General features: G+C 61.6%; 2 protein-coding genes. Both read left to right on the top strand.

The genetic code is table 11. The features are described 5' to 3' along the window. Positions 1-579, top strand: a 579-nt coding sequence (locus ACRC1E_RS01340; RefSeq protein WP_438513312.1) for a type I glyceraldehyde-3-phosphate dehydrogenase, incomplete at its 5' end; no start/stop codon positions are given. Positions 580-711: 132 nt separating this feature from the next. After that, positions 712-1,238, top strand: a 527-nt coding sequence (locus ACRC1E_RS01335; RefSeq protein WP_438513311.1) for an REP-associated tyrosine transposase, incomplete at its 3' end; no start/stop codon positions are given.

Below are 1,238 nucleotides of genomic sequence, written 5' to 3'. Positions count from 1 at the left end.
GCCGACATGACCGTGGTTTCCAACGCCAGCTGCACCACCAACTGCCTGGCACCGGTGGCCAAGGCGCTGAACGACAGCATCGGCCTGAGCAAAGGCCTGATGACCACCATTCACGCCTTCACCAACGATCAGGTGCTGACCGACGTGCGCCACAAAGACCTGCGCCGCGCCCGCTCCGCCACCCAGAACATGATCCCGACCAAGACCGGTGCCGCCAAGGCTGTCGGTCTGGTGCTGCCGGAACTCAAGGGCAAGCTGGACGGTTTCTCGGTACGCGTACCGACCATCAACGTGTCGCTGGTTGATTTGACCTTCGAAGCCGGCCGCGACACCACCGTCGACGAAGTCAACGCCATCATCAAAGCCGCTTCCGAAGGCAAGATGAAGGGTGTGCTGGGCTACAACACCCTGCCGCTGGTTTCCAGCGACTTCAACCACAGCACCGAAGCCTCCACCTTCGACGCCACCCTGACCAAAGTCACCGGCGGCAATATGGTGAAAGTACTGGCCTGGTACGACAACGAGTGGGGCTTCTGCCAGCAGATGCTGCGCACCGGCAAGGCGATGTTCAGCTGCTGATTGGATCGGGGTGTAGGGTGGGTTAGGCGGTAAAACCGCCGTAACCCACCGAACCTCCATCCGGCTGGTGGGTTACGCCGCCGCAAGCGGCTAACCCACCCTACCCCGGCGCAAGCCAGAAGCGAAAACACCATGTCCGACTACCGCCGCCTATGGCGGCCCGGCGGCACCTATTTCTTTACCGTGACGCTGCTTGAGCGCCACGAAAACCGGCTGCTGGTTGAACACATCGACCTGCTGCGCGCTGCAGTCAGCAAGGTCAAACGGGACTACCCGTTCACCATCCACGCGTGGGTGGTATTGCCCGAACACCTGCACTGCGTGATCGAACTGCCCGAAGGTGATGCCGACTTCGCCACGCGCTGGCGGCTGATCAAGTCCGGCTTCAGCCGGGCACTGCCCGCCGGCGAAGCATGCTCGGCCTCGCGCCTGAAGCACGGCGAGCGTGGCATCTGGCAACGACGTTATTGGGAACACCTGATCCGCGACGAAACCGACTTCGCGCGGCATGTGGATTATGTGCATTACAACCCGGTGAAACACGGCTGGGTGGAACAGGTCAGCGATTGGCCGTATTCAACCTTCCACCGCCATGTTGCACAGGGATTTTATCCGGCCGATTGGGGCAATGCCCCGGACGAAGATATTGGCGAGCCGGA

The organism is Craterilacuibacter sp., from assembly GCF_051659485.1.
Taxonomy (GTDB): Bacteria; Pseudomonadota; Gammaproteobacteria; order Burkholderiales; family Chromobacteriaceae; genus Craterilacuibacter.
The sequence above is the reverse complement of the archived record's forward strand: the minus strand, read 5'-3'. Positions and strand labels throughout refer to the sequence as shown.